This is a genomic window from Longimicrobiaceae bacterium (assembly GCA_035936415.1).
Lineage (GTDB): Bacteria > Gemmatimonadota > Gemmatimonadetes > Longimicrobiales > Longimicrobiaceae > JAFAYN01.
In genome coordinates, this window is sequence record DASYWD010000350.1 from 1 (window position 1) to 6,769 (window position 6,769).

6 protein-coding genes are annotated in these 6,769 nt (G+C 72.0%); all 6 read left to right on the plus strand.

Features of this window, described 5'->3' with window-relative positions; genetic code table 11:
- Nucleotides 1-768: dTDP-4-dehydrorhamnose reductase (gene rfbD / locus VGR37_14150; protein ID HEV2148541.1), on the plus strand; the 768-nt coding region annotated here is incomplete at its 5' end.
- 93 nt (nucleotides 769-861) lie between these two features.
- The gene (locus VGR37_14155) at nucleotides 862-1,995 is read left to right on the plus strand and encodes a glycosyltransferase (GenBank protein ID HEV2148542.1); all 1,134 of its coding nucleotides are present in this window, start codon (nucleotides 862-864) and stop codon (nucleotides 1,993-1,995) included.
- 76 nt (nucleotides 1,996-2,071) lie between these two features.
- The gene (locus VGR37_14160; protein ID HEV2148543.1) at nucleotides 2,072-3,577 is read left to right on the plus strand and encodes a sugar transferase; all 1,506 of its coding nucleotides are present in this window, start codon (nucleotides 2,072-2,074) and stop codon (nucleotides 3,575-3,577) included.
- A gap of 40 nt (nucleotides 3,578-3,617) precedes the next feature.
- Complete coding sequence (locus VGR37_14165; GenBank protein ID HEV2148544.1) at nucleotides 3,618-4,199, plus strand: dTDP-4-dehydrorhamnose 3,5-epimerase family protein; 582 nt, start codon at nucleotides 3,618-3,620, stop codon at nucleotides 4,197-4,199.
- A 324-nt stretch (nucleotides 4,200-4,523) separates the two neighbouring features.
- Nucleotides 4,524-5,213, plus strand: coding sequence for a polysaccharide biosynthesis/export family protein (locus tag VGR37_14170; protein ID HEV2148545.1), 690 nt, complete (start codon nucleotides 4,524-4,526; stop codon nucleotides 5,211-5,213).
- A gap of 1 nt (nucleotide 5,214) precedes the next feature.
- The coding region (locus VGR37_14175) for a Wzz/FepE/Etk N-terminal domain-containing protein (protein HEV2148546.1) at nucleotides 5,215-6,769 on the plus strand (1,555 nt) is incomplete at its 3' end.

The following is a 6,769-nucleotide window of genomic DNA, read 5'->3' on the forward strand; positions in this document are numbered from 1 at the left end:
GCGCTGGACCGCGCGGCGCTGGACGTGGCCGACGAGCCGGCCGTGCGGGCGCGGCTTTCCGCCGAGCGGCCCGATGCGGTGGTGCAGTGCGCCGCGTACACGGCGGTGGACCGTGCGGAGGTGGACGAGGCGGAGGCGCACCGGGTCAACGCGGCCGCCACCGCGCACGTTGCGCGGGCGTGTGACCGGCTCGGGGCGGCGCTCGTCTATCCCAGCACCGACTACGTTTTTGACGGAACGGCCTCGGTGCCGTACCGGCCGGACGACCCCACGGACCCCGTGAACGCGTACGGCCGGTCCAAGCTGGAGGGGGAGCGGGCGGCGCTCTCGGCGGCGCGGGGAACGGTGGTGCGGACGAGCTGGCTGTATGGAGAGGGAGGTACCCACTTCGTGGACGCCATCCTCCGGCTGGCCCGCGAGGGAAAGCCGCTGCGGGTTGTCGACGACCAGTGGGGGCGGCCCACCTGGACCGGCGCGCTGGCGGATGCGACGATTCTGTTGATGGAAGCCGGGGCGCAGGGTATCTTCCACGCCACCGGCGGCGGGGAGCCGGTGAGCTGGTTCGGCTTCGCCCGGGAAATCGTGGCGCGGGCCGAGCCCGCCGCCGAGGTGGTGCCGGTCACGTCGGCGGAGTTCGCCCGCCCCGCGCCACGTCCCTCGTACTCGGTCCTGGACTGTTCCGCCACGGAAGAGCGGACAGGGCGGGAGCTTCCCGACTGGAAGGATTCACTTGTCCGGTACCTGGAGTCGAGCGGCGTCCATGCCTGAGGCACGGCGCCGCGAAACGTTGGACCCTCGGGGAGGAGTAGCTTCCGGAATGCCGGACGATCGTACGCGGCCGGTACCGGCCGGAGCGCGCCCATGAGGGTCGCGATCACCCACGACTGGCTTACCTCGTACGGGGGCGGTGAGCGGGTCGTCCGGGAACTGCACCGCATGTTCCCCGATGCGCCCATCTATACCGCCGTCTACGACCCGTCCCGCGTCCCCGCGTCCGCGCGGGAGTGGGACGTCCGGCCGTCGTTCCTGCAGCGCATCCCCTTCGCCAAGCAGAAGTACCAGTTCCTGCTGCCGCTCATGCCGCTGGCGTTCGAGCAGTTCGACATGAGCCGGTACGACCTGGTGATCACCTCCAGCAGCGCCTTCGCCAAGGGCGTCATCACCTCGCCCGGCGCCGTGAACGTCTGTTACTGCCACACGCCCTGCCGGTACATCTGGGACCTGTACCACGACTACACCCGCGGGCACCGGGCGCGGGCGCTGATCGCGCCGGCCGCACACGCGCTGCGCGTCTGGGACAGGCTCTCGTCCGACCGGGTCGACCACTTCGTCGCCAACTCGTACGAGGTGGCCTCCCGCATCCGCCGGCACTACCGCCGGGACTCCGAGCTGATCTACCCGCCCGTGGACGTGGATCGCATCACGCCCAACGGCAGGGACCCGGACGACTTCTACCTCGTCGTCTCGCGCCTGGTCCCCTACAAGCGGGTGGACCTGGCGGTGGAGGCGGCGAACCGCCTGCGGCGGCGGCTGGTGGTGGTGGGCGACGGGACGGAGCGCAGACGCCTCGAGGCGCTCGCGGGTCCGACGGTGGAGATCCGCGGGTGGCAGAGCGACGAGTCGGTGGCGGACCTGCTCGCGCGCTGCCGCGCCTTCCTCTTCCCCGGGTGGGAAGACTTCGGGATCGCTCCGGTGGAGGCGCAGGCCGCCGGACGGCCGGTGATCGCGTATGGCCGGGGCGGCGCGCTGGAGACGGTGGTGGACGGCGCTACGGGGGTGCTCTTCGACGAGCAGACCGTAGAGGCGGTCGTCGAAGCGATGCAGCGGGCGGACGGGATCGCCTTCGATCCGGCCGTGTGCAGGCGCAACGCGGAGCGGTTCGGGACCGAAGTGTTCCGGGCGCGGCTCGGCGCCGCCATAGAGCACCAGCTCCAGGCCGCGCGAGCGGCCCGGCCGACTCTTCCGTCCAGGGCCGAGTACCAGGAGTCCGCGTGACCGGCCGGGTCTCCGCGGGGGCGTCGACGTCCGGTCGGCGAAGGCGGCGTTGGTACTTTCCATACGTGCGAACCATATGAACAGTCGGGTGATCCCGGGTACGGCCATAGAGCCGCCCGTACGCAGCCTGTCCGACACCGACGTGCGGCAGGCCGTGGACGCAGCGATCCGGCGCGGGTGGCTGGAGATGGGGCGGCGGGCGTCCCGCATCTTCGTCCTCATGCTGACGGACATCGCCGCCGCGCTCGGTGCGGCGTCCGCCATGCTCTCGCTTCGGCCGGATGCCTGGCCCGCCGGCTTCGGGAGCGCGGCCGCGAGCTGGAGCACGTTCGTCGTCGCGGTATGCATCCAGCCCCTGGCGCTCAGCGTGAGCGGCGCGTACCGGGCTGGAGAGAGCCGGGTGAGCTTCTGGCGCGTGCTGCTGGGGCTGCTCCTGGGCGTCTCGGCGACCGGGATGCAGGCGTTCCTGGTGGGGGGGATGGGCGCGCCGCTCCGGGTCGAGGCGCTGGGGCTGCTCGCCTATGTCCTCTGGGCCACGATCGCGATCTTCGCCGTGCGCGTGGTCATCGACCGGGGCGTGAGCTTCGCCTACTCGCTCGGGATCGGGCGGCGGCGGGCGCTCGTGGTAGGGTCCAGCGACGAGCTGCAGGGTGTGGTCGAGATGCTCCGGGACCGCAACAGCGCCGACCTGCGCGTGATGGGGCGCCTTTCTCCCACGCACGAGCGGGAGCCGGGGGCGATCCACGCCATCGCGGAGATCGACCTGGCGCTGGAGGCCACGGACGTTCAGGAGGTGATCGTCGCGTCGTCCAAGCTCTCGTTCGAGGCGCTGGAGACGCTGATCCACCGCTGCGTCCAGCGCGGAGTCGGCGTCTCCCTCGCGCCGAAGACGCTGCACCTGATGGGGATGCAGTTCGAGTCGAGGCAGGTGCGCGGGGGGACGCTCCTCCGGCTCCGCCCCGTCGGGCTCGGTTTCCCCCAGCTCGCCGTGAAGCGGACGATCGACCTCACGCTGAGCATGATCGTCCTCGTCGTCACCTGGCCCCTCTTCGTCCTGATCGCCCTCGCCATCAAGCTGGACTCCCCCGGCCCGGTGCTGTTCAGGCAGGTGCGCGCGGGGCTGGGTGGCCGCCCGTTCCGGATGTACAAGTTCCGCACGATGGTCAACGATGCGGACGCCATGAAGATGGAGCTGCACCACCTGAACGAGTCCGGGGACCCGCGCCTCTTCAAGATCCGTAACGACCCGCGGGTGACCCGGGTGGGGCGGCTCCTGCGCAAGACTTCGCTGGACGAGCTTCCGCAGCTCTTCAACGTCCTCGCCGGGGAGATGAGCGTGATCGGCCCGCGCCCTTTCTTCCCGGAGGACCTGGACCAGTACTCCGACCACCACTTCGAGCGCCTGAGCGTTCTCCCGGGGATCACCGGGCTCTGGCAGGTGCGGGGACGGAGCCAGGTGGTTGACTTCGAGGAGGTGGTCCGCTTCGACCGGGAGTACATCGACGGATGGTCCGTGTGGCTCGACCTGAAGATCCTCCTCCTCACCCTCCCCGCGGTGATGCGCAGGACGGGGGCCTTCTGACCCCCGGTTCCCCGCTTCTCGTTCCGCGCCGCGTCTGCCCATGACGGACCCGGCCCTTCCCCCCCATGCGGCGGGGCCCGCAGTTCCGCTCACGGAAGAGGTCCGCGCGGCCGTCACCTTTCAGAGCTACGCCGCGCCTCCCCGCATCGCCGACGTCGTCCTCCGCCCGGTCCGCAAGCACCGAGCGGAGAACGGCTGGTTCGCGGAGCTGCTGCGCCTTTCGGACGGCGCCGCGGACGCGCTCCCGGCGGGGGTCTCGCTCACCGTCCGCCAGCTCTCCGCTTCCCACGCGGCGCCGGGCCGCATCAACGCCTTCCACGTCCACCCGAAGCGCGGCCAGAACGAGCTCTGGACGGTGCTCCAGGGGCAGCTCCTCGTCTGGCTCGTGGACTGCCGGGCGGAGTCGCCGACGGGCGGGGTGCGCCAGCGGGTCCTCCTCAGCGGCGAAGAGCCGGCCCAGCTCTACATCCCCGCCGGAGTGGCCCACGGCTACAGGGCCGGCGCGGAGGGTGCGCTCCTGGTCTACGCCATGGACCAGCAGTTCGAGGCCGCGGACCCCGACGAGGGGCGCCTCCCCTGGGACCACTTCGGCGCGGAGCTGTGGGAGGAGGACCGCGGCTGAGCGCGACGTGGTCCCTCCTCAGTCCAGCCGCGGCCGCTCACGCCGCGCGCACCCCTTCCTCGCGTGCTTCCGCTCCGGCAGGTGACCTCCGCCCGCCGGAGCTCGTCCTAGCTGGGTCTGCACGCGGGCCGGTGCCGACGTGCTTCCGGCGCGTTGACCGGGACCGTGCAAAACGCTATCATTACTACTTTTGGGTCCGCCGCGCGCCACTCCTGCGGTGAGGTGCGCGGATGATCGTGCTTGCGGCCTCCGCGCCGGACGCCCGGGGAGGCCAGTGCGACCGCCCCGGGCAGCGACCCGCGATCCCCGTCACGAGCCACTTGCATGACCTTCCCCACGCGCACTGCGCTCCTCCTGTTCGCGACGCTCACCGCCCTCGGGCCGGGAGCCGCCGCGCAGCAGGAGACCGATTCTCCCGAGCTGCGCCCCGGCCTTGACGTGGCGGCGAGCGCGAAGCCCCGTCCCGGCGACCGGATCGCGCTGAAGATCTGGAACGAGCCGGAGATGAGCGACACCTTCAACATCTCCGAGCGGGGAGAGGCGATCCTCCCCAAGCTGGGCGCCGTCCACGTGACGGACCAGCCGCTCGCCGCCCTGCAGGACTCGCTGCGCAGCGCCTACGCGGTGTACCTCCGGAACCCGTCGGTGGAGATCGTCGTGCTGCGGCGCATCGGGGTGCAGGGGGAGGTGCGGAATCCCGGGATCTACCTGGCCGACCTCACGGTGGGCCTCCCCGAGATCATCGCGCGGGCGGGCGGCTACACGGAGGCAGGGAACCCCCGGAACATCATCATCGTGCGCGACGGGCAGCGGATCCGGTACGGCGTCGGCGAGGGCACGGAGCTCTCCGTGGCCGAGCTGCAGTCGGGCGACCAGGTCTTCATCCGCCCGCGGAGTGCGCTCGCGCGGAACCCCATGGCGTGGCTCGGCGGGGCGGTGGGGCTCCTCGGCGCGGTGCGGGTCACCGTCTGGCCGATGATCGAGAGCCTGCTGGGCAAGGACAAGGGAAAATAGCATGGACCGGGACACGCTTGACCTGAGGGAGATCGGCGCCGCGCTCCGGCGGGGCGGCGCCTGGATCGCCGGGGGCGCCCTGCTCGGCCTCCTCGCGGGGGCGGCGACGCTGGTCGTGCTCGACCGCGAGTACGAGGCATCCGCGACCGTGCTCCTGCGCAGCCAGTCCGGGGGCGGCTCGTCGGCGCTCGCGCTCTCGCGCATCTCCGGGCTGCTGGGGGGTCTCCCCGAGGGTGGCCTCGGGGGTTCCGAAGTGGAGACGGAGCAGCAGATCCTCACCAGCCGGACGGTGCTCGGCGAGGTGGTGGACTCGCTTGGACTCCAGGTCCGCGTGGTGGATCCCTCCGGCACGCGGAGCGAGGCGCTCTTCGCGTCGGCCCGCGTGGAGCCGGGCGCGGAGGGCGGGCGCTACCGCTTCGAGCGCCGCTCCGGCGGCTACGCGGTGGAGGGACCCGGCGCCGCCGGCATCGCCTCGCCGGGTGAGCCGTTCCGGATTCCCGGCGGCGTGCTGGTGCTGCGGCCCGGCTCGCTCCCGGAGCGCTTCGAGGTGGAGGTTCGCGATCGCTACGACGCCATCCTCGCGGTGGAAAAGGAGCTGCGCGCCGAGGTGCCGGGGGGTGAGGTGGTGAAGCTCTCGTTCCGTGCGGAGGACCCGGTGCTTGCGGCCGCCGTCCCCAATGCCATGGTGGCCCGCTACCTCCAGCGGAGGAAGACCACCGACCGGGGCGTGAACCAGCACCGGTACGAGTTCCTGGCGGCGCACACCGACAGCATCGCGGGGCAGCTCTCCGCCGCGTCGTCCGCCCTCCGGCGGCACCAGGAGCAGAGTGGCGTCCTGGACCCGGAGCTTTCCGGCAAGACGGAGATGGAGCGCGCCATGGCCATCCAGGCGGAGCTCGAGACCGCGGAGGTCGAGGCACGCGCCCTCCGCCGCATCGTGGAGAGGGGGACGTCCGGGAGCTTCTCGCCGCGCGAGCTGGCCGCGTTCCCCACCTTCCTGAGCAACCCGGCCATCAACGACGTGCTGTCGCGCCTCCTCAAGCTGGAGACCGACCGCATCGAGCTGCTGGAGAGGCGGACGGAGCGCGACCCCGAGGTGGTCGCGCTGAGCAACGGCATCGAGCACCTGGAGGGGAGGCTCGTCTCGCTCTCCCGCGACTACCTGGCCGGGCTCGGCAGCAAGGGCACGGAGCTGCGCCGCGAGCTGGGCGGGTACCAGGCGGCGCTGAACGCCCTCCCGGGGCAGGTGGAGGAGAGCCTGCGCCGGGAAATGGAGGTGAAGCGGCTCTCCGAGACGCTGATGGCGCTGCAGACGCAGCTCGTGGAGGCACGCCTGAACGCGATCGGCGAGGGGGGCGACGTTCGGCAGGTGGACGCCGCCGTCCCCCCCCGCAAGCCGGCGTTCCCCAACCCGCCGCTCAACCTCCTGGGTGGGCTGCTGGGCGGGATCTTCTTCGGGATGGTCGCCGCGGTGGGCGCGGCGCGCGTCCGCCAGCGGGTGCGGGAGCCGTGGGAGGCGGAGCTGGCGACCGGCGTGCGCGCGGTCCCCTTCGACC

Bases quoted from the DNA above. Each gene is read 5' to 3' on its own strand.
- VGR37_14155 (HEV2148542.1), top strand. From the start codon at position 862: ATGAGGGTCGCGATCACCCACGACTGGCTTACCTCGTACGGGGGCGGT.
- VGR37_14160 (HEV2148543.1), top strand. From the start codon at position 2,072: ATGAACAGTCGGGTGATCCCGGGTACGGCCATAGAGCCGCCCGTACGC.
- VGR37_14165 (HEV2148544.1), top strand. From the start codon at position 3,618: ATGACGGACCCGGCCCTTCCCCCCCATGCGGCGGGGCCCGCAGTTCCG.
- VGR37_14170 (HEV2148545.1), top strand. From the start codon at position 4,524: ATGACCTTCCCCACGCGCACTGCGCTCCTCCTGTTCGCGACGCTCACC.